At 74.3% G+C, this 19,990-nt stretch carries 14 protein-coding genes; all 14 read right to left on the bottom strand.

Translation table 11 applies throughout. The features are described from left to right. Positions 1-13 precede the first annotated feature (13 nt). Positions 14-1,258 carry an MFS transporter gene (locus ACF1BN_RS24125; RefSeq protein ID WP_392333665.1) on the bottom strand — a complete coding sequence of 415 codons (1,245 nt, stop codon included), beginning with the start codon at positions 1,256-1,258 and terminating at the stop codon, positions 14-16. Beyond that, a complete protein-coding gene (locus tag ACF1BN_RS24120) occupies positions 1,242-2,870 on the bottom strand; it encodes an amino acid adenylation domain-containing protein (protein ID WP_392333664.1) in 1,629 nt (542 codons plus the stop codon). The genes ACF1BN_RS24125 and ACF1BN_RS24120 overlap by 17 nt, the downstream gene beginning before the upstream one ends. Further along, the gene (locus tag ACF1BN_RS24115) at positions 2,863-3,978 is read right to left on the bottom strand and encodes an HAD-IIIC family phosphatase (protein WP_392333663.1); all 1,116 of its coding nucleotides are present in this window, start codon (positions 3,976-3,978) and stop codon (positions 2,863-2,865) included. Before ACF1BN_RS24115 ends, ACF1BN_RS24120 begins: the two co-directional genes overlap by 8 nt. Before the next feature lie 2 nt (positions 3,979-3,980). Then, positions 3,981-4,994 (bottom strand): 3-oxoacyl-ACP synthase, encoded by a 1,014-nt coding sequence (locus ACF1BN_RS24110; RefSeq protein WP_392333662.1) that lies wholly within the window; start codon positions 4,992-4,994, stop codon positions 3,981-3,983. After that, a complete protein-coding gene (locus ACF1BN_RS24105; RefSeq protein WP_392333661.1) occupies positions 4,991-6,118 on the bottom strand; it encodes an acyl-CoA dehydrogenase family protein in 1,128 nt (375 codons plus the stop codon). The genes ACF1BN_RS24110 and ACF1BN_RS24105 overlap by 4 nt, the downstream gene beginning before the upstream one ends. After that, complete coding sequence (locus ACF1BN_RS24100) at positions 6,111-6,377, bottom strand: acyl carrier protein (RefSeq protein ID WP_376601718.1); 267 nt, start codon at positions 6,375-6,377, stop codon at positions 6,111-6,113. The genes ACF1BN_RS24105 and ACF1BN_RS24100 overlap by 8 nt, the downstream gene beginning before the upstream one ends. Next, a complete protein-coding gene (locus ACF1BN_RS24095) occupies positions 6,374-7,270 on the bottom strand; it encodes a 3-hydroxyacyl-CoA dehydrogenase family protein (protein ID WP_392333660.1) in 897 nt (298 codons plus the stop codon). Before ACF1BN_RS24095 ends, ACF1BN_RS24100 begins: the two co-directional genes overlap by 4 nt. Then, entirely contained in the window at positions 7,267-10,752 is a 3,486-nt protein-coding gene (locus ACF1BN_RS24090) for a thioester reductase domain-containing protein (RefSeq protein ID WP_392333659.1), read from the bottom strand. Before ACF1BN_RS24090 ends, ACF1BN_RS24095 begins: the two co-directional genes overlap by 4 nt. A 17-nt stretch (positions 10,753-10,769) precedes the next feature. Beyond that, entirely contained in the window at positions 10,770-11,123 is a 354-nt protein-coding gene (locus ACF1BN_RS24085; RefSeq protein ID WP_392333658.1) for an acyl carrier protein, read from the bottom strand. Continuing rightward, positions 11,120-14,212 (bottom strand): condensation domain-containing protein, encoded by a 3,093-nt coding sequence (locus ACF1BN_RS24080; protein WP_392333657.1) that lies wholly within the window; start codon positions 14,210-14,212, stop codon positions 11,120-11,122. Before ACF1BN_RS24080 ends, ACF1BN_RS24085 begins: the two co-directional genes overlap by 4 nt. Next, positions 14,209-16,077 (bottom strand): amino acid adenylation domain-containing protein, encoded by a 1,869-nt coding sequence (locus ACF1BN_RS24075; protein WP_392333656.1) that lies wholly within the window; start codon positions 16,075-16,077, stop codon positions 14,209-14,211. Before ACF1BN_RS24075 ends, ACF1BN_RS24080 begins: the two co-directional genes overlap by 4 nt. Positions 16,078-16,121: 44 nt before the next feature. After that, complete coding sequence (locus ACF1BN_RS24070; RefSeq protein WP_392333655.1) at positions 16,122-16,313, bottom strand: hypothetical protein; 192 nt, start codon at positions 16,311-16,313, stop codon at positions 16,122-16,124. A gap of 750 nt (positions 16,314-17,063) precedes the next feature. Continuing rightward, positions 17,064-18,230, bottom strand: coding sequence for an agmatine/peptidylarginine deiminase (locus ACF1BN_RS24065; RefSeq protein ID WP_392333654.1), 1,167 nt, complete (start codon positions 18,228-18,230; stop codon positions 17,064-17,066). A gap of 150 nt (positions 18,231-18,380) precedes the next feature. Further along, positions 18,381-19,832 (bottom strand): purine-cytosine permease family protein, encoded by a 1,452-nt coding sequence (locus ACF1BN_RS24060; protein ID WP_392333653.1) that lies wholly within the window; start codon positions 19,830-19,832, stop codon positions 18,381-18,383. Positions 19,833-19,990: the final 158 nt, after the last annotated feature.

Raw genomic sequence — 19,990 nt, 5'->3', positions numbered from 1 at the left:
GATCGGGCCGCGGTCAGGTGGCGACGGCCGGCTCGGCGCCCGTCTCGGGGGCCGGCTTGCGGGTGCGTTCCGCCCAGGACGCCACCGCGGGGGCGGCGAGGCCGGCGGCGAGGAGGAGGGCGGCGAAGACGATCCAGGCCGGCCAGCCGAGCTTGACGATGAGCAGGGTGGCGAGCGCGGGGGTGACCATCGAGCCGAGCTGGGTCGACATGCCGAACATGCCCTGGTACTGCCCCTGGGCGTGGTCGGGGGCGAGGCCGTAGGCGAGCGACCAGGAGCCGGCGCTGTAGAACATCTCGCCGACGACGTGGACGAGGGCGCCGGCGAGCAGGGCGACGACGGCGATCCAGACCGGGCGGTCGGCGGCGAGCGCGAACAGGGCGCAGCAGAGGGCGAGCAGGACGCCGCACCTCCGCAGGGTCCGGGCGCCGCCGCGGACGGTCTCGCTGCCCTTGCCGGCCCGCACCTGGAAGGTGACGACCACGATCGTGTTGAGGATGAGGATGACGGAGTAGAGCCACTTCGGCGCGTCGGTGTGGCCGGTGATCCAGATCGGCAGGGCGACGGTGAGGATGGCGACGTTCATCACGAGGACCGAGTTGAGCAGGGCGACGGCCGCGTACGGGAGGTCGCGCAGGACGATCCAGGTGCGGGCGGCGCGCTCCTTCGGTACGGGGGCGACGGAGGGGACCGTCATGTAGGCGGCGCCCGCGATCAGGAACATCGCGCCGCCGGCGATGAGGAGGCCGACGTAGGCCGGACGGTTGTCGAACCAGAGGGCGACCGCGCCGGCGGCGGCGCCGAGGGTGACGCCGAGATTGCTGACGGCCCGCATGTAGGACCAGGCGCGGACCCTTTCCTCCTGCGGGATGAGTCCGGCGATGAGGGCGCCGCGGGCGGCGTCCGTGGACGACTCGGCCATCAGGGCGAGGCTGGTGACGACGACGAGGGCGGCGAAGCTCTCGACGAAGGCGTAGGCGCCCACGAAGACGCCGAGCAGCAGGAGGAAGCCGACCGTGGTGTTGCGGGGCCCGACCGCGTCGGCGAGCCGGCCGGCCGGGATGCTGGCGGCCATGGCCATGGCGGCGCCGATGCTGAGGGCGAGGCCGACCTGCTCGGCGGGGATACCGACGGTGCGGGTGAAGAAGAGGACGCTGACCGCCATGAGGACGCCGTGGCCCGCCGTCTTGGCGAAGTTGCTCAGGCACAGGGTCCGGACGATGCCGGGCGGCGGGATGATGTCATCGAGAAGCGCCATGGCGGCCTCCGTCGGCGTCGGCCGGTCCCGCCGCGGCGAGGTCGGGGTTCTGGAGGTCGGCGGCGATGCGCGGGCGGTCGATCTTGCCGTTGGGGTTGAGCGGCAGGGAGTCCAGGTGCCGGAACCGCCGGGGCACCATGTGGACCGGGACGCGCTTGCGCAGCCAGCGGATGAGCGGCTGGGACTCGACGGGGGTGCCGGTGAGGCAGCCGACGAGTTCGATCTCGTCGCCCCGGCCGAGGGCGACGACGACGGCCTGGTCGATGTCGGGGTGGCGGCGGAGCGCGGCCTCGATCTCGCCGAGTTCGACGCGGTAGCCGCGGATCTTCACCTGGTTGTCGAGCCTCCCGAGGTGGACCAGCAGGCCGTTCTCCCAGCGCACCCGGTCGCCGGTGCGGTAGTAGTGCTCGGCGGTGAGGGGGCCCTCGCCGTCGTACGGTACGGCGCCGCGCTCGTCGTGGGAGAGGAAGCGGCCCCGGTCGTCGGCGGGGTCGAGGTAGCCGTCGAAGCGCTGCGAGCCGCGCACGACGAGTTCGCCCTCGTCGGCGGGCCGGCCGTCCTCGTCGAGCACCAGATGGTCGAGGAAGGGGTACACGGGCCCGACGGGGACGGTGTCGTTGGAGGTGGCGGGCCACTGGCCGGGGTCGGCCGGGAGGGCGAACTCGGTGCAGGCGACGGTGAGTTCGGTGGGCCCGTAGACGTTCTCGATGGCGGCGTGCGGGGCGACCGCGTGCCAGGCGCGGGCCTGGTCGTAGGAGAGCTGCTCGCCGATGAAGACGCTCGACCGCAGGCTCGGCGCGCGTCCGGCGGGCAGGTTCCCGAGCTGGGCGCTGACGGAGACCACGGACGGCACCGAGAACCAGTGGGTGATGGCGCGGTCGGCGATGTGGTCGACGGGCGAGAGGAGTTCGGCCCGGCCGGGCACCACGAGGGTGGCGCCGCCTCCCCAGGTGACGAACAGGTCGAAGACCGAGGGGTCGAAGGTCAGGTCGAAGGTGTGCGAGGTGCGGCAGCCGGGTCCGATGCCGTACCGGGCGATGTTGTGCGCCAGGTAGGGGGCGAGGTTGCGGTGCCGGATCGGCACCCCCTTGGGCCGGCCGGTCGAGCCCGAGGTGAACAGGACGTACGCGACGTCGTCCGGCCCCGCGGTGTACGCCGGGAGCTCGGCGGCCGGGTCGGTCGCGGCCTGCCCGGCGGCGGCGACCTCCGCGGAGTCCAGGCGCAGCTCGGTGGGGACCGCGCCCGCCAGGTCGCCGTCCAGCTGGACGGCGTCGGCGGCGTCCACGACGAGGGCCTCCGCGCCCGACAGTTCCACGATCATGCGGTTGCGCCGGGCCGGGAAGCCGGGGTTGACCGGAGTGACGGTCGCGCCGAGCCGCTGGCCCGCCAGGTAGGCGGCGAGGACCGCGACGGAGCGGGTCGCCATGACGGAGACGCGGCGGGGCGCGCAGCCGTGCGCCGCGACGAGGCGGGCCGCGACGTGCTCGGCGGCCCGGCGCAGCTCGCGGTAGGTGAGGGTGGTGCCGTCGGCCTCCAGCGCGGGCTCGTCCGGGTGGCGCGCGGCGGTCCGGTCGAACCACGCCCAGAGGGTGGCGGGGGCGGCTTCAGTCACGTGCCACCGCCGGGGCGGCCGCGACGGCCAGGTCGGGGGCGTCGAGCCGCATGGTGGTGGGCGGGTCCTGGCGGGCGGGCTCGATGTGCAGCAGTTCGATGCCGTCCCGGTCGGGGCCGGTGACCGCGGCGGCGCAGGGGCAGGCCTCGTCGGAGAAGCCCGCGAAGCGATAGGCGACCTCCATCATCCGGTTGCGCTCGGTGCGGCGGAAGTCGGCGGCGAGGTGGACGCCCGCGGCGGCGGCCCGGTCGGTGAGCCAGCGCAGGATGACGGTCCCGGCGCCGAAGGAGACGACGCGGCAGGAGGTGGCGAGGAGCTTGAGGTGCCAGACGCCGGGGAGCCGTTCCAGGAGGACGATGCCGACGGCGCCGTGGTCGCCGAAGCGGTCGCGCAGGGCGATGACGAGGACCTCGTGGCCGGGGTCGGCGACCAGTCCGCGCAGTTCGGCGTCGCCGTAGTGGACGCCGGTGGCGTTCATCTGGCTGGTGCGCAGGGTGAGTTCCTCGACGCGGGCCAGGTCCTCGGCGGCGGCCCGCCGGATGGTCATCACGAGGTCGAGGGTGCGCAGGAACTCCTCGTCGGCGCCGGTGAAGTCCTGGCGGGCGGCCTCGCGGCGGAAGCCCTCCTGGTACATGGCGCGGCGGCGGCGCGAGTCGGCGGTGGCGACCGGGCTGAACTCCGGTCGCCCGGTCAGCTCCAGGACGTCCTCGGCCGGATAGCAGCGCACCTCGGGGAGGTGGTGGGCGACCTCGGCCCGTTCGGCCGGCTGGTCGTCGATGAACGCGATCGTCGTGAGCGCGAAGTTGAGCCCCTCGGCGATCTCGCGGACGGAGCCGGACTTGGGGCTCCAGCCGATCCGCGGGTGCACGAAGTACTCGGCGACGCCCAGCTTCTCCAGGCGCTCCCAGGCGTGGTCGTGGTCGTTCTTGCTGGCGACGGCCTGGAGGATGCCGCGCTCGTCGAGGGTGGCGATCACCGCGCGGACCTCGTCGGAGAGGACGACCTCGCCGTCCTCCAGCAGGGTGCCCTGCCACAGGGTGTTGTCGAGGTCCCACACCAGGCACTTGACGGTCGGGGCGGCCTCGGCGGTCCCGGGCTGCTCGGTCATGGTCACACCTCCCACAGGGTCACGGCCCAGGCCGCGACGGGGCTGTTGTTGAGGACGAGCACGAGGTCGCCCGGGGCGAGCCCGCCGGTCGCGAGGAGCCGGTCGAGGTTGAGCACGACGTCCATGGCGCCCAGGTGCCCGTAGGCGGCGAGGTGTTCGCCGCAGACGGGGTGGAGGGGCAGGCCGAGGAGCGTCTCGTAGAACTGGTAGGCGCCGGCGGTGACGTTCTGCATGAGCGTCGTGGTGACGGCCGACCTGTCGACGCCGGCGTCCGCGAGGACCTCGTCGACCATCCGGGAGAGCCGCATCCGGCTGTTCATGGCCAGTTCGAAGCGGTACCGGTCGGGCGAGGCGCACTCCTCGCGCCACTCGTACGACGGGACCTGCTTGTAGTCGACCCGGAAGAGGTCGTGGAAGGTGCCGTCGGTCTCCTGGCGGTGGGCCCTGAGCACCGGCCGGCCGCCGCGGACCAGGGTCATCGCGTAGGCGCCGTCGCCGATGACGGTGACGGGGTACCGGACCCGGTCGTAGCCGGTGGGGCGGCTGCCGTGGGCGATGAGGACGCTCTGCCGGGCGGGGTCGGCGAGGAGCAGGTCGCGGCCGAGGGCCCAGGCGGCGCTGGAGCCGGTGCAGCCGAGGCCGTCGAGGGTGAAGGCGAAGGTGCCGTCGAGCTTCGCCTCGGCCTGGACGCGGCAGGCGTCGGAGCCGAGCAGGACGTCGGGGGCGCGGGGACCGACGAGCATGAGGGTGTCGGGCCGGACCGCGCCGGGGTCCTGTTCGCCGAGCCGGTCGAGCAGGCCCCGGACGGCGAGGGCGGCGAGGTCGCCGGCGGTGGTGTCCTCCAGGACGCCGACGGTCTCGATGCCGCTGCCGCGCGCGAACTCCGCGGTCTCCGGGTCGAGTCCGGGGAACTCGGGAAGGTCGGCGAGGGGGGTGCGGACGGTGGGCAGCACGGTGTGGACGAGGCCGATGCCGATGCGGGTGTCGGTGCCGGAGCCCGTGGTGGTGTCGGTCATGACCACACCGCCGCGGCGTGCTTGCCGAGCAGCAGCTGGCTGATCTCGTTGCTGCCCTCGATGATCTCCATCAGTTTGGCGTCCCGGTAGGCGCGGGCCACCGGGCCGCCGTCCCGGGCGCCGGCCGAGGCGAGCACCTGGACCGCGGTGGTGGCGCCGCGGGCGGCGTGCCCGGCGGCCAGGTGCTTGGCGGTGACGGCGGAGACGACGAGCTCGGGGCTGTTCCCGTCCCAGCACCGGCTCGCCTGCTCGCAGCAGCGCAGCGACGCCTCGTGGGCGACGAACAGCTCGGCGAGGTGCCGGGCGACGAGCTGGTGGTCGGCGAGCGGGGCGCCGGACTGCCGCCGGGTGGTGGCATGTCCGGCGGCGGCCCGCAGGCAGGCCCGGAGGATGCCGACGCAGCCCCAGGCGACGGAGACCCGGCCGAAGGTGAGCGCGGAGGTGACCAGCCAGTCGACGGGCAGGCCGGCGCCGCCGAGGAGGCGGTCGGCGGGCAGCCGTACCTGGTCGAGGGTGATGTCGGCGTGGCCGGCGGCCCGGCAGCCCATCGGGTCGGGCACGCGCCGCACGGTCACGCCGGGGGCGTCCGTGGGGACGACGACGGCGCCGGCCCCGGAGCCGTGCCGGCCGAAGACGACCAGCAGGTCGGCGTAGGCGCCCACGGTGATCCAGGACTTCCGGCCGTCGACGACGACGGTGTCGCCCTCGGTGCGGATCGTGGTGGCCATCGCGCCGAGGTCGCTGCCCGCGCCGGGCTCGCTGAAGGCGACGCCGGCGAGCCGGCCGGAGGTGAGCTCGCCCAGGTGGACGGCCTTCTGCTCGTCGCTGCCGAGCCGCTCGACCGTCCAGGCGGCCATGCCCTGGGAGGTCATGACGCTGCGGACGGAGGAGCACAGGGAGCCGGCGTGCGCGGTCAGCTCGCCGTTGTCGGCGCTGCTCAGGCCGAGCCCGCCGTAGGCGGCGGGCACCTGGGCGCAGAGCACTCCCTTGCCGCCGAGCTCGCGCAGCAGCCCGTGGGGCAGTTCGCCGGCCCGGTCCCAGGCGTCGGCGTGGTCGCCGATCAGCCCGGTGGCGAGCTGTTCGGCGCCGGTGCGGGCGGCGTCGGCCGCGGTGGGCTCACTCATCGCCGCCCCGCAGTCGCAGGACGAGCGCGGTCATCGCGTCCACGCTGCGGAAGTTGTCGAGCGTGAGGTCGGAGCCGCCGACCTGGACGCCGAACGAGCGCTCGACGTGGACGAGCAGTTCCATGGCGAACAGGGAGGTGACGAGACCGGTGCCGAAAAGGTCGAGGTCGGGGGCGACGGCGGTCTTCGTGCGCTGCTCCAGGAACTCCGTGAGCGTCACGCGGATGGCGGTGTCGTCCTGCTGGGTGGGGGTGCTCACGAGGTGCCTCCGTAGGCGAAGAATCCGCGGCCGGTCTTGCGGCCGTGGTCGCCGGCGGCGACCTTGTCCAGGAGCAGGGCGCAGGGCTCGTAGCCCGCGTCCCCGGTGCGTTCGTGCAGGACGCGCAGGGAGTCCACGACGTTGTCGAGGCCGATCAGGTCGGCGGTGGCGAGGGGGCCGGTGGTGTGGCCCAGGCAGCCCTCGAAAGCGGCGTCGACGGACTCCGGGTCGGCGATCCCCTCGGCGACGATCCGGGCGGCCTCGTTGATCATGCGCTGGAGGATCCGGTTGATGACGAACCCGGGTCCGTCGCCGACCAGGACGCCGTGCTGTCCGAGGGCGTCCAGCAGCTCCCGGGCGGCCTCGACGGCGGCGTCGCCGCTGCGCGGGCCGCGGATCAGTTCGGCGGTCCCGATGAGGTAGGGCGGGTTCATGAAGTGGATGCCGACCAGGTCCTCGGGACGGACCACCGCGTCGGCCTGCTCGTCGATGGGGACGGCCGAGGTGTTGGAGATCAGCAGGGTGCCGGGGGCGACCGCGGCGGACACCTCGGCGAGCACCTTGGCCTTGAGCGGGGCCAGTTCGGTGACGGCCTCGACGACGGCGGTGGCGTCGGCGACGTCCGCGATCCGGGTGGTGGTGACCAGATCGCCGGTGGCGCCCTCGCGGGGCAGCTTCCCCATCATCCGGGCCAGGCGCAGCTGGCCGGTTACGGCGTCGCGGGCCTTGTCGAGGAGTTCCTCGGAGACGTCGACGAGGATCACGTCCACGTCGCGGCCGAGGGCCAGGGTCGTGATGCCGGTGCCCATGACGCCGGCGCCGATGACCGCGAGGCGGTGCCGGCGGGCCGGGGCGCCGTCGTCGGGGCGGATGTCCCGCTGTGCGTCGTTCACTTCTCCCCCTCGACGGCCGCCGCCTCGGCCGCGAGGGCCGGGAGGAGCGAGCCGATGTCCTCGGTGCGGGCGGCCAGGAAGGCCAGTCCGTTGCGCAGCTGCTCGCCGGTGACCAGCGGGGACAGTCCGGCCTTGCGGAGCCAGGGCTGCCAGCCGCGGGCCTGGACGCCGGCCTCGTCGAGCTCGTGGCCCTCCATCTCGTAGAGGGCGGTGGCGGACAGGACCTTGCTGCCGGTGGCGGTGGCGCGCTCGGCGACCAGGCGCTGCCACTCGGTGAGCGGCACGGTGCGGGTCGGCAGCCCGGCCTCCTCCAGGGCGGCGAAGAGGTCCTCCAGGCTGGGGGAGATCTCGTCGACGAGGTGGTAGGCGCGGCCCACCGACTTGGTGGAGAGGGCGAGTTCGGCGACGGCCCGGGCGAGGACGTCGACCGGGGAGACCGGCATGCCGCGGTCGTCGACCGGGCGGGCGCCGACGACGAGGCCGCTGGTGAGCAGGAACCAGATCAGGTCCTTGTCGTTGCACGCGCCGGTGGCGCTGGAGGCCATGATCAGGCCGGGGCGGAAGACCCGGACCCGCATGCCGTCCTGGTCGGCGCGCTCCAGGATCCGCTCGCCGACCCACTTGCTGACGCCGTAGCCGCCGAGCTGCGGGTCGAGGGGCTGCTCGCGGGTCTCCATGAGCCGGCCGCCCGCCGTGGCGGGGGCCGTGGCGGCGACGGTGGAGATGAAGCTGACGTCGCGGATGCCGAGCGGGCGCATCCAGTTGAGCAGGGCGACCAGCGGGAGGACGTTGTCGTCGCGGAGCATCCGGTAGGGCTCGGTGAAGACGACCTTGGCGGCGCAGTGCACGACGTGGCCGACGCGGGCGGCGAGTTCGCCCCCGCGGTACGTCGCGCAGACGGCGGCGATGTCGCGGAGGTCGCCGGGGACGGCGTGGACGCGCTCCGGGTCGGGCTCGGTCAGGCCGAACTTGGCGGCGGCGGCGCGGAGCCGGTCCATGCCCTCGGCCTCGTCGGCGGCGCGGACGACGCAGTAGACGCGGCCCTTGGAGGCACGGACCAGTTCGTCGAGGAGGAAGGCGCCGAGGTAGCCGGTGGCGCCGGTCAGCAGGACGTCCTTGCCGGGGGCGGGGGTGGCGGCGAGCGGTTCCAGGGGGAGCTGGAGGTCGGCGTCGACGAGGGCGCCGTCGCCGTCGGCGGCCGGGTCGACCTCCTCGTCGCCGAGACCGGCGCCGTTCAGCAGGCCCTCGACGATGACCGTGAGGCGGCGGACGGTGGCCTGGCTGCCCCCGGCCCGGTGGATGTTGACCAGGACCCCGAAGCGCTGCTGGATCTCCAGGACGAGCTGGACGGAGAGCAGGGAGGTGCCGCCGAGTGCGGCGAACTCGTCGTCGAGGCCGATGGTCTCGTGGCCGAAGAGGTCCTTCCACAGCTGGACGAGCCCCGCCTCGACGCTGCCCTCTGCGGCATCGGAGACACCACCGGTCCCGGGCGCGGCGGGCGGTGCGGCGACCGGGCCGTCGTACACGAGCCGGTCGAGGGCCCAGTGGCGCTTGCGCGTGAAGGGGTACGTGGGGAGGGCGAGGCGGCGGCCGGCGGGGCCGGCGAGCGCGGTCCAGTCGGGGTCGGCGCCGTGCAGCCAGGCGGTGGTGACGATGTCGTCGAGGACGTCGGCGAGGGAGTCCGCGTCGGCCGGGTCGGGCAGGGCGGCGACGTGGTGGCCGCGTGCGGGCGCGCCGTGCCCGAGGAGGATCGGGAACCGGCCCTCGGGGAGGGCGTCCGTGCCGGCGGTGAGGGGCGCGCCGAGCGCGGGGAGGGCGTGGCGGAGGGCGGCGAGGAGCGCGGCGGGCGGCTGCGGCTCACCGGTGGCGGGCAGCACGAGCACGGGGCCGGCGCCGGTGGCGCGCTCGGTGCGGACGGCGGGCGGCCGGGGCAGCCGCAGCGCGGCGGCCAGCCGCTCGGGGGCCGCGGCGACGACGCGGCGCTCGGCGAAGGAGGCGCGTCCCACCCGCAGGGTGTGGGCGACGTCCCCGGCGTCGGGGGCGGCCTCGTCGAGGTGGTCGGCGAGCCGGCGGCAGGCCTGGTCGAGTTCGGCGCGGGTGCGGGCGGAGACGACGAGGCGCACGGTGGCTCGGTGCGGGGCCGGGGTGCGGACCGGCTCCGGCGGGGCGGCGAGCACGATGGCCGCGTTGGTGCCGCCGACGCCCATCGAGTTGACCAGGACGTGCCGGTCGGCGTCCTCGCAGGTCTCGCCGGTGGTGGTGACGAAGAAGGGGCTGTCGTCGAGGATGTCGGGGTCGCGCGGCTGCTCGAAGGTGGGGTGCGGCGGGATCTTGCCGGTGCGGGCGACGTGGACGGCCTTGATGAAGCCGGCGATGCCCGCGGCGGGGCCGGTGTGGCCGATGTTGGACATCACCGAGCCGAGCGCGCAGTAGGCGGTCTTGTCGGTGGTGGCGCGGAACGCCCGGTCGAGGGCGATGAGTTCGATGTTGTCGCCGACCGGGGTGGCGGTGCCGTGGGCCTCGACGTAGCGGAGCTTGTCGGCGCCGACGCCGGCGGTGCCGAGGGCCGCCGCGACGACGTCGGCGACGCCGCGCGGGCTGGGGGCGACGAAGCCGAGGCGGTCTCCGCCGTCGTTGCCGACGGCGCTGCCGCGGATGACGGCGAGGACGCGGTCGCCGTCGGCGAGGGCGTCGTCGAGGCGGCGCAGGGCGACGACGCCGATGCCGGAGCTGTACGTGGTGCCGGTGGACGCGGCGTCGAAGGAGCGGCAGTAGCCGTCCTCGGAGAGCACGCCACCGGGCTGGTGGCGGTAGCCGCGGAAGGGTTCGAGGACGGTGGCGCCGCCGGCCAGGGCGATGTCGCACTCGCCGGAGAGGAGGCTGAGGGTGGCGTAGTGGACGCCGTACAGCGAGGAGGAGCAGCCGGTCTGGAGGCTGACGGCGGGCCCGCGCAGGCCGAGCTTGTAGGCGGCGCGGGAGGTCATGAAGTCGGCCTGTCCGCCGACGGTGAGTTCGAGGTCGTCGACGGCGGCGCGGAGACCGGACTCGCGAGCCTTGGCGGCGAGGAGGGCGGCGGAGTAGTTGCCGGCCGCGCTGCCGGCGAAGACGCCGACGACGGGGTCGGCGGGGCCGGTGCCGTCCTTGCGGACGGGGTGGCCGGCGTGCTCCAGCGCCTCCCAGCAGGCCTCCAGGAAGATCCGCTGCTGGGGGTCGATGGTCTCGGCCTCGCGCGGCGGGTAGCCGAAGAAGTCGGAGGCGAAGTCCTCGACGCCGGGCAGCGAGGTGGCGACGCGGACGAAGGCCGGGTCGGCGAGCATCTCCTCGGTGACGCCGGCGGCCTTCAGCTGCTCGGGGGACATCTCGCGCATGGAGACGACGCCGCGGTCGATGTTGCGCCAGAACTCCTCGGGAGTGGTGGCGTCGGGGTAGCGCAGGCCGATGCCGATGACGGCGATGTCGGTGCCGGCGGTGCTGTCGCTCATGGTCCGGATCTCCTCGCTCACGCGGACGGGCTCTGGTCGCGGCGGGCGCGGCCGAGCAGGCCGCCGCGGTTGCGGGCGCCGAGCGCGGTCAGCGGCTCCTCGGCGCCGGAGGTGTCGGCGAGCAGGGCGGCCTGGGCCCGTACGGTGCTGTGCTGGAAGAGGTCGGAGACCTTCAGGGTGCGCTCGGTCAGCGGCTCCAGCTCCTCCCAGAGCATGATGAGGAGCAGCGAGCTGCCGCCCGCCTCCAGGAAGTTGACGTCGTCGGGCACCTGGTCCGTGCCGTCCAGGTCGAGGACGTCGGACCAGGCCTGACGGACCTGGTCGATGAGTGCGGTCCCGGTGGGCGGGGTGGTGGCCACGGTGTCGTTCACGGAGTGCTCCTGGTGAAGGGGAGGGAGTCGGGGTCGGCTGCGAGGTCTTCGGCGGCGGCGACCACGTCGTCGAGCAGCGCCTGCGCGGTCTCCGGGGTGAAGAGGTGGACGGCGTAGGCCAGGGCGAGTTCGAGGCGGTCGGCCGTCGGTTCGGTGGCGACGAGTTCGAGCTCGTACTTGATGTGGAGCGGGTCGAGCGGGAGGAGCCGGGCGGTGGTGGCACCGGTCAGGGGGGCCGGTCCGGGGGCGCCGCTCTGGGCGCTGAGGAAGACCGGCGTCAGGGCGGGGCGGCTGAGGTCGCGGTCGGTGTGCAGCTCGTTGGCGAGGACGTCGAGGGCCACGTCGGCGTGCCGGTAGGAGACGGAACAGGACTCCCTCACCCGGCCGAGGAGTTCCCGCCAGGTGGGTTCTCCGCGCAGGTCGAGGCGGAGGATCAGGGTGTTGACGAACATGCCGACGGCCTCGGTGGCGTCCGGCTCCTCGCGGCCCGCCCAGGGGAAGGCGAAGAGGAAGTCGCGCTGGCTGCCGCGCCGGGCGAGGGCCACGGCGAACAGGGCGGCGGTGGTCATGAAGAGGGTGCAGCCGTTCACGGCCGCGGCGACGGCGCGCAGCCGGGCGGCGGTCGGCGCGGGCAGCGTGGCGGTGAGCAGCGCGGCCTCGGTGCTCTGGAGTTCGGTGCGGGGGCGGTCGTGGGGCAGCGCGATGTCGTTGGGGGCGTCGCGCAGGTGTTCCAGGAGGTCGGCGGCCCGCTCCTTCTCGCGGGCGGGGCCGAGGGCGTCCGGGGTGAGCCGGGCCGGGTGGACGGGTGCGGCGAGCGCGGGCTCGGTGCCGGCGGCCAGGGCCTGGTAGGCGGTGCCGATCTCGGCGAGCAGCAGGTCGCGGGACCAGCCGTCGGCGACGATGTGGTGGACGACGAGGGCGAGGACGGTCCGGTCGGGGCCGAGGACCAGGATCTCCGCGCGGGCGGCGGCCTCCTGCCCCAGGTCCATGGGGGCCCAGCAGAGCCGGGAGAGACGGTCGCGCAGGGTGTCCGGGTCCCAGTCGGCGGCGTCGGTGACGGCGGTCGGCGCGGGGGTGCCGCTGGTGCGGTAGCAGACGTGGCGCTTGCGCCGATCGAGGCAGAAGACCGAGGCGAGCGCGGGGTGGCGGCCGAGGACGAGGTCCACCGCGCGGCGCAGCACCTCGTGGTCGACGGCGCCTCCGTACTCGACGAGGGTGGGGATCAGGTAGGCGGCGCGCAGCGACGGCAGCCGGTCGAGGAACCAGAAGCGCTGCTGCACCGGGGAGGCGGGGTGGGCCTCGTCGTCGGCGGCGGGCGCGGACTCGGGCCGGGTGGCGGGGTGGGGGGCCGCGGTGCCGGAGGGGGTCCCGTCGCCGGTGGGGTTACCGGTCGCGGTCTCCGCCGCGGCCTCGGCCTCGGTGAGGAGGCCGGCGAGTCCGGAGACGGTGGGGCGGGGCAGGAAGGCGCGCGGCGAGACGACGAGGCCGTGGCGGCGCTTGGCCTCGGCGAGCATGCTGACGGCGAGCAGCGAGTGGCCGCCGAGCGCGAAGAAGTCGGAGTCCGGGCTGAGGTCGGCCGCCGCGGGGGCGGGGCCGAGGCCGCCGCCGCGGGCGAGGACGGCGGCGAAGAGCTCGGCCGCCCGGACCTCGGCCGGAGCGAGCGCGCCGCCGGGCGCTCCGCCCGGGGTACGGGTTTCCACCGCGGCCGGTGCTGCGGGCAGGGCGGCGGGAGCATCCGGCAGGGCGTCGAGGGCGGGCTGGCCGGGCGGCTCGGGGAGTTCGGCGAGGGGCGTGTCGGGGTCCTCGACCGCCGCGTCGAGCAGCCCCGCGAACCCCTCGGCGAGGGCGCGGGCGGTGGCGGGGGCGTACAGCGCGGTGTCGTACTCGACAGTGACGGAGAGTCCGTCGGGTCCGTCCTCCAGGATCAGCAGGAGGTCGAATTTGGCGGTGCCGGTCCCGAGGACGGCGGGGGCGCTCCAGCCGGTGGCGCCGGGGTGGGGGGCGGGGGCGTTCTGGTAGACGAAGCCGACCTCGACCAGGGGGCCGCGGCCGGTTCCCCGCGCGGCGGACGCGGCGGCGGTGAGCCGGTCGAAGGGGACGCGCTGGTGGGCCAGGGAGCGGAAGGCCTCCTTGCGGGTGGCCGCGCACAGGGCGCGGAAGGTGTCGGCGGGGTCGACCCGGCAGCGCAGCGGCACGGTGTTGACGAAGAAGCCGACGGCCTCCTCCAGGCCGGGGTGGTCGCGGTTGGCGGTCATGGTGCCGACCAGGAAGTCGGTACGGCCGGACCAGCGGCGCAGCAGGGCCTGGACGGCGGAGGCGAGCACCACGTACGGGGTGACGCGCAGGCCGCGGGCGAGGGCGTCGACGCCTGCGCGGACCGTCGCGGGGACGGTGAGGGCGAGCTGGGCGCCGGTCCGGGTGCCGTCGGGGGCCGCGGGCCGGTCGGCGCGGCCGGCGAGGCGCAGGCCGGGGGCGACGTCGAGGAGCCCGGTGACGCGCTCCTCCAGGGCGCGGACGGAGTCCGGGTCGCGTTCGGCGGCGCGTTCGAGGGCGGCGAAGTCGGCGTAGCGGGCGGGGAGCGGGGGCAGGTCGGCGGGGTCGCCGGCGAGGGCCGTGCCGTAGGCGCGGGCCAGGTCGTCGAAGAGCGGTGCGAGGGACCAGCCGTCCACGGCGATGTGGTGGACGGTCAGGAGGACGGCGTCGCCGTCGGGCAGGCCCTGCCAGAGGGTGCAGCGCAGCAGCGGTCCCGCGGTCAGGTCGAAGGGGGCCCGGCCGCGTTCGCGGGCCTCGCGCACGGCGCGGGCGGCGGCGTCGGGGGCGCCGGTGAGGTCGACGACCTCGACGGGCACCGGTTCGGGCTCCAGGACGTCCTGGACGGGAAGGTCGTCGACGAGCCGGTAGACCGTGCGCAGCGGCTCGTGCCGGGCGGTGACCGCCTCCAGCGCGAGGGAGAGGGCCTTGGGGTCGAGCGGGCCGGGGGCGCGGAAGAACAGCGGGACGTTGTACGTGGGGTTGCCGGGCGCGGTGGCGTCGGCGAACCAGAGCCGCTCCTGCGCGAAGGAGAGCGGTGCGGGCGGGTTCACGGTCACGGGGCGGCCGCCAGGGGGGTCGAGGCCACGTGGGCGGCCAGCTCGTCGAGGCTGTCGGTGAGCAGGACGGCTCCGGCGTCGACGCGTACGTCGAGGTGGCGCCGCACCCGGACGGCCACCTGCATGGCGAGGATGGAGTTGCCGCCGAGGTCGATGAAGTTGGCGTCGGGGGCGACGGCGTCGGTGCCGAGGACGTCCCGCCAGATCTCCTGGAGCGCGGCGAGCGCCGCGGCGTGCCCGGAGGCCGGGGCGGAGCCCGGGTCGGCCGGCGGGGCGGCGGCGGTGGACGGACCGGCGGCCGGGTCGGTGGACGGGGCGGCCGGCGTGCCGGGGCCGGGCGCGTCGAGGAGGGCGAGCAGGCGGGCGCGGTCGGCCTTGCCGGTGGACCCGAAGGGCACCCGGTCCAGGACCACCCAGCGGGCGGGGAGCATGTAGCCGGGGAGGGTCTCGCCGAGGCGGTGCCGGAGCGCCTCGGGCAGCTCCGCGCGGCTCGGGCCGGTGGCCTCGGGCGAGGGGAGGACGAAGCCGACGAGCGAGGCGGCGGGGCCCTCGCCGACCTTCTCGACGAAGGCGGCGTCCGCGAGCCCGGAGGCGGTGGCGGCCCGCTCGATCTCCTCCAGTTCGATGCGGAATCCGCGCAGCTTGACCTGGCGGTCGGTGCGGCCGAAGAGCTCGACGGCGCCACTGGGCAGCAGTCGGCCGGTGTCGCCGGTGCGGTAGATGCGCTCACCGGTGCGGGGCAGCGTGACGAAACGTTCCGCCGTCAGTTCCGGCCGGGCCAGGTAGCCCAGCGCGACGCCCGGTCCGCCGACGCACAGCTCACCGGTCTCCCCCGGCGCCACCTCGTTCAGCCCCGCGTCCAGGAGGTGCAGGGAGGTCTCCTGGAGCGGGAAGCCGACCGGAACCCGGTCGAGGCCCGCCAGGCTCTCCTCGGTGCAGTCGAAGTACGCCGCGAAGGTCGTCGTCTCGGTCGGGCCGTAGCCGTTGACCAGCCGGCCGGGAGCCCGGGCCGCCAGCACCCGGCGCACCGCGCCGAGTTCCAGCTGCTCGCCGCCGACCACGACGGTGCCCACGCCGGCGAAGGCGTCCGCGTTCTCCCGGGCCACCGTGTGGAAGAGGGAGGTGGTGAGGAAGAGGGCGTCGACGCGCTCGGTGCGGACCAGCTCGGCCCAGTCGTCCATGGGGAGTTCGGTGACGGACGGGAGGACCACGACGGTCGCGCCGCCGCAGAGCGCGTTCCACACCTCGAAGGTGGTGGCGTCGAAGGCGGGGTTGGCGGAGCTCGCCACCCGGTCGCCGGGCTCCACCGTGCAGAACAGGGCGCGGAGCGCGAGCCGCAGCACCGCGCGGTGCGGGACGACGACGCCCTTGGGGCGCCCGGTCGACCCGGAGGTGAAGTTCACGTACGCCGGGTCGTCGCGGTCGGCGGCCGGCGCGGGCACCGGCAGGCCCGGGTCCCGCTCCGGCAGGTCGAGCGGCTCGACGTCCGCCGGCAGCCACGCCGCCAGGTCGGCCCACCGGCCGGTGGGGCCGGGGGCGCGGACGATGACGCGCGCGCCGGACTCGCCGACGATGCCGGCGAGCCGGCTGGTGGGGGCGAGTCCGTCGAGCGGGAGGTAGGCGGCGCCGCAGCGCAGGATGCCGAGGAAGGTGACGATCAGGTCGAGGGAGCGGTCCTGGGCGACCGGCACGAGGTCGCCCCGGCGGACCCCCCGTCCGGCCAGTTCCGCGGCCAGCCAGCCGGACCGGAGCCACAGTTCCCGGTACGTGAGCGAACGGCCGGTCTCCGCCTCCCGTACCGCGCAGGCGTCAGGCTCCCGCTCGACCCACCGTGCCACGACCTCGTGCACGCCGACTGCCGCCATGTCCCACCTCTCCGCTGGATGTGAATGAACCGCGCCCGCCCGAATCAGCCCCAGCCGTGGTCCTCGGTCCCGCCGGCGAGGACGACGAGGCCGCCGGGCGTCGCGGGAACGTCGGCGGCCTTGCGGCCCCAGCCGTGGTCCGCCACGACCTGATCGCCCGGCCCGGAGGAGGTGCCGGCCGGAATCGCGCCGACGACCGTGGCGACGGCCGCGAGCAGAAGAGCCGAAGAGGCCATTCCGGCAGAATTGACGAGTCGGCTGGTAACCATCTCTCTCCGTTTCGGGTCGGCGGCCGGCTGGGTATTTCGACCGCGTTCGCTTTCCGACCTCCACATCGTGTGGGGCAGGGGCGACGCGGATCAACGACCCACGAGCGCACACCTGTGCGACGCACGATGATGCGGACCGGTGAAACGGACATCAGGGATGAACAGGGCCGGCGCGACCATGGCGGATTCCGCCTCATCGACGGCACCCAGGAGGGCAGAAAATCCGAGTATTACCCGGTAAAACAGGCGAGTCATGGGCGCCAATCGGCTCCTGCCGCCCTCGTCGGCCCGACCTGACAGACTCTGCGGCGACACGCCGGGACGAGCGCCGACGAACACCCGGCGCACCCACCCCGAGGGCGCCCGGCGGGGCCCTCCAGGACCGCGGGCCCGCCTGCCCCCGCCCCCGACGGCTCACGCATTCCTCTGCGCGAACGCGGCTGCGACCCGCGGGAAATCCGATCGGAAAAGGAACTACGGGCCCCGGAGAATTCACAGGACGAGCCCACTTCCCTACGCGCGCGTGACCGGCGGGAAAAGTAATGAAGGATTCATGGGGAATTCCGCCCGGACGCGGCCGGGGCCGGCCGCGTGGCGGCCGGCCTCGGCACTCCCCCGTCCGTCCGGGGCCGCCGGGGCGGCGACGGCGTCGGCGGTCCCCCTTCGGCGGCTCGGCCCGGGACCCGCGACGGGGCCCCGGGCCGACGGCTCACCGGCTCAGCGGCTCGGTTCCTGCATGGTCACGCAGTGGGCGCCTCCGCCGCCGTTGCCGTAGAGGTTGTCGAGGTTGAGCTGGACCACGGGGCGGCCGTACGCGGCGGCGATGGCGGCCTTCGCCGCCGCGTCCTTGGCCGTGTCGCCGAACTGGGTGGTGATGATCGCCCCGTTGGTCACCGTCCAGTTCATGTAGGAGCTGAGGAACTCGGCCCGCCGGCCGGCCGGGATCCGGGGCAGGGTGTCGGGCCCCTCGATGGTGAGCACCTGGAGCCTGCGGCCCCGGGCGTCGGTCGCGCCGGCGAGGGTGTCGCGGATGGCCCGGGCATTGGCGGTCCAGACGTCGGGGCGCACGGCTCCGGCGAGCTGGACCATGACGACGCCGGGCCGGATGTAGCGGGCGGTGCCGTCGATGTGTCCGTCGGTCACGTCCTGTCCCCTGACGCCCGGCAGCCAGATCATCTTGGAGGCGCCGAAGCGGGCCAGCAGCTCCGCCTCGATCTGGGCGCGGGACCTGCCGGGGTTGCGGTTGGAGTTGACCCAGCAGCTGTCGGTGGCCATCAGGGTGCCGTCGCCGTCGTACTCGATCCCGCCGCCCTCGCCGACCACGGAGGACTTCGCGAAGGGGACGCCGGTGTACGAGGCGATCCGCTGGGCGACGACGCGGTCCTTGTCGTAGGCGGAGGCGGGGATGCCGTAGAAGCGGGTGGCGTTCTCGCCCCAGGCGTTGAAGTTCAGGCCGAAGGAGTCGAGGCCGCCGGCGTCGTCGACGCGGAAGAGCGGGCCGGTGTCGCGCATCCAGCAGTCGGAGACCGGGATCGAGCTGATCACCGTGACGGTGGAGCCGCACGCGCTCCGGGCCCGCGAGGCGGCGGTGGAACCGTCCGCGCACATGATGACCGGCTCGTGCTTGGCGACCTCCTTGGCGAGCTTGGCGATGTCGGCCTGGATCCGGGACAGGTCGCTCGACCAGATCGTGGAGCTGGACGGCCAGGCCATCCAGGTCCTGCGGTGCGTCTCGTCCTCCCCCGGCACGCGCCAGGAGGCGGCCCGCGCGGTCTGTGCGCCGAGGACGGGTCCCACCGCCAGGGCGGCCGCGACCGCTCCGGTGCGGGCGAGGAGGGATCTGCGGCTGAGGCCGGGGCGGTCGCCGTCGTGTGCGTTCTTCACGTGGTGCTCCTTCTCTCCTGGGTTCTGTGCGTACGGGTGCGGGTGCGGTACGAGTGCGGTGCGCGTCCGGCTCGGCGGCCGGCGCGGTACGGGTACGGATGCGCGTCCGGCGCGGACGCCGGCGCCGCCACGTGTACGGGTGCGGCGAGGTCAGTGGAGTCGGTCCAGCAGCCCCTCCTCCCGGACCATCCGGCGCTCGGCGGCCAGGTCGAGGCTGCGGGCGAGGGCCCGATAGAGCCCGCCGGCCACCGGCAGGCCGACGAGGAGGGAGCAGTCGACGCCGCCGAGCAGGCGCGCGGCGGGCCCGACGTAGACGTCGGTGACGACCATGAACGGGGCCATGCAGACCAGTCCGACGAGGTAGGCGAGGTTGCCCCGCCAGCCCCACCGGCCGTATATCCCGCGGGGGTTGAAGATCTCCCTGACGACGTACTGGCCGCGCCGGACGAAGAAGAAGTCGACCAGGTTGATCGCCGTCCACGGGATGAAGAGGTAGGTCAGGGCGACGACCACGTGGGAGTAGAACCAGGTGAAGCGGTCGATGCCGACGAGGGACGAGACCGTGCCGACGGCGGCCAGCATGATGCCGATCGTCACGACGCGGAGCCTCCGCGTCGGCTTGACCGGGCGGAACGAGTCCATGATCGAGATCATGGTGAGGCTGCCGCCGTACTGGTTGATCGCCATGATGGAGAGCAGTCCGACCAGGAGGACGACGACCGCCACGGTGCCGAATCCGTCGAACAGCCGGTCCGCCGCCGTCTTCAGGGCGGTGACGGGATCGGTGCCCTCGGGAGCGCCGGCGGAGACGACGGCGCCGAGGACGAAGACCCAGATGCCGGAGACCGCGCTCGGCAGGTACGTCCACCAGAAGGTGGAGCGGACGGGGACGTCGGGTCTGAGATAGCGCGAGTAGTCGGAGACGTACGGCGCCCAGCCGAGCTGGAAGCCGGCGACGAAGACGAACACCAGCATGAACGGGGCGAGTTCGAAGGGTCCTGGTTCCCAGACGCCGTCCGGCAGCCCGCCGCCGAAGAGGGCGGAGGCGGTGACGGCCGCGGTGACCGCGACGAAGGGCCAGGTGAGCCAGCCGTTGATGCGGTGGATCCACTCGTACCCGAACAGGGCGATCACGGTCGCCACCGCGGCGGCCAGCACGTAGCCGACCGTGTTCGGCATCCCGGTGAGCAGGTTCATGGCCTGGCCGGAGAGGAGCGCGTCGGAGGTGTTGAAGGCCACGTAGTTCACCAGGGCGAAGACCCACACGGTGAGGGCGGCGCCCAGATAGCCGAACTGCGGCCGGGACTGCACCAGTTGCGGAAGGCCCAGCTGGGGCCCCTGGGCCGAGTGGAACGCCATGAAGAACGTGCCGAAGAGGGAGCCGAGGACGGTGGCCGTGACCGTCCAGACGAGCGAGGCCCCCATGGAGAGGGTCACGACGCCGGTCGCCAGACCGGTGAGGTTGAGACTGCCGACGAACCAGATGGCCCCGACGTCCGACGGTTTGCCGTGGCGTTCCGAGAGGGGCACCCAGTCGATCGAGTGCTGCTCGATCCCGGCGGGTCGGGCGGGATCATCCGTCTGCGAGGCAACTGGCCCCATGCGGGCTCCTGTTCACGGGTGCGTGCACGAATCCGGCAGGCACCTGAGAACCCCGGGCGCCGCTCGGATGCAGACACCGTAGGAACTGACCTAAATTTCAGTCAATCCATTGAACGCGATGAATTGACGGAACTTTCGCTACGGATTTCGTCGTCGGA

Origin of the sequence: Streptomyces sp. NPDC014861 (assembly GCF_043081625.1) — a bacterium.
GTDB lineage: Bacteria > Actinomycetota > Actinomycetes > Streptomycetales > Streptomycetaceae > Streptomyces.
Note: the sequence above shows the minus strand (reverse complement) of the source record. Positions and strands in the feature narration are given on the sequence as shown.

What these genes read in the sequence shown, in the direction of transcription:
- ACF1BN_RS24090 (WP_392333659.1), bottom strand. Translation starts at nt 10,752, where the DNA reads ATGAGCGACAGCACCGCCGGCACCGACATCGCCGTCATCGGCATCGGC.
- ACF1BN_RS24075 (WP_392333656.1), bottom strand. Translation starts at nt 16,077, where the DNA reads ATGGCGGCAGTCGGCGTGCACGAGGTCGTGGCACGGTGGGTCGAGCGG.
- ACF1BN_RS24060 (WP_392333653.1), bottom strand. Translation starts at nt 19,832, where the DNA reads ATGGGGCCAGTTGCCTCGCAGACGGATGATCCCGCCCGACCCGCCGGG.
- ACF1BN_RS24115 (WP_392333663.1), bottom strand. Translation starts at nt 3,978, where the DNA reads ATGACCGAGCAGCCCGGGACCGCCGAGGCCGCCCCGACCGTCAAGTGC.
- ACF1BN_RS24125 (WP_392333665.1), bottom strand. Translation starts at nt 1,258, where the DNA reads ATGGCGCTTCTCGATGACATCATCCCGCCGCCCGGCATCGTCCGGACC.
- ACF1BN_RS24070 (WP_392333655.1), bottom strand. Translation starts at nt 16,313, where the DNA reads ATGGCCTCTTCGGCTCTTCTGCTCGCGGCCGTCGCCACGGTCGTCGGC.
- ACF1BN_RS24110 (WP_392333662.1), bottom strand. Translation starts at nt 4,994, where the DNA reads ATGACCGACACCACCACGGGCTCCGGCACCGACACCCGCATCGGCATC.
- ACF1BN_RS24105 (WP_392333661.1), bottom strand. Translation starts at nt 6,118, where the DNA reads ATGAGTGAGCCCACCGCGGCCGACGCCGCCCGCACCGGCGCCGAACAG.